Source organism: Echinicola sediminis (assembly GCF_054777495.1).
Window position 1 is genome coordinate 1 of record NZ_BAAHAP010000255.1, and the last position, 558, is coordinate 558.

The 558-nt window shown below is 51.6% G+C and carries 1 protein-coding gene; it reads left to right on the plus strand.

Annotated features, from left to right (window positions below; all coding sequences use genetic code 11):
• A partial coding sequence (locus ACYVAA_RS23045) for an FCD domain-containing protein (protein WP_460546466.1) occupies positions 1 to 405 on the plus strand: 405 nt, incomplete at its 5' end.
• Positions 406 to 558: the final 153 nt, after the last annotated feature.

The window sequence follows — 558 nt, forward strand, 5'->3', positions numbered from 1 at the left end:
GTGATAACCCGCTGTTATGAAAAAATGCTCGCCGCCAGTGAGAACAACAAAGAGATTTCGCTGATCGAACATGCGCAGTTGGATCACGCTTTCCATCTCGCCATTTGTCAGGCTTCTCACAATCAGGTGTTGGTGTTTACGCTGCAATCATTGACCGATCTGATGTTTAATTCAGTGTTTGCCAGCGTAAATAATCTCTACCATCGACCACAGCAAAAAAAGCAGATCGATCGCCAGCATACGCGGATCTACAACGCGGTGTTGCAGCGGCTGCCGCACGTCGCCCAGCGCGCAGCACGCGATCATGTGCGGACCGTGAAAAAGAATCTCCACGATATCGAGCTGGAAGGCCACCATTTGATTCGCTCGGCGGTGCCGCTGGAGATGAACAAGGTGGGAATGTGAGCCGAGTTTTCACCCTCACCCCTTATCGCCCGCCGGGTAAAGACCAAAGTTATAGGTTTTGCCTGCTTGCCAGGAGCGATCTAACAACACTTCCTGCGCACGTTCAAAAGTCAGCTGGTTAGTGCTGCTGTAGTTGGTGAAGGCAATGGCGAT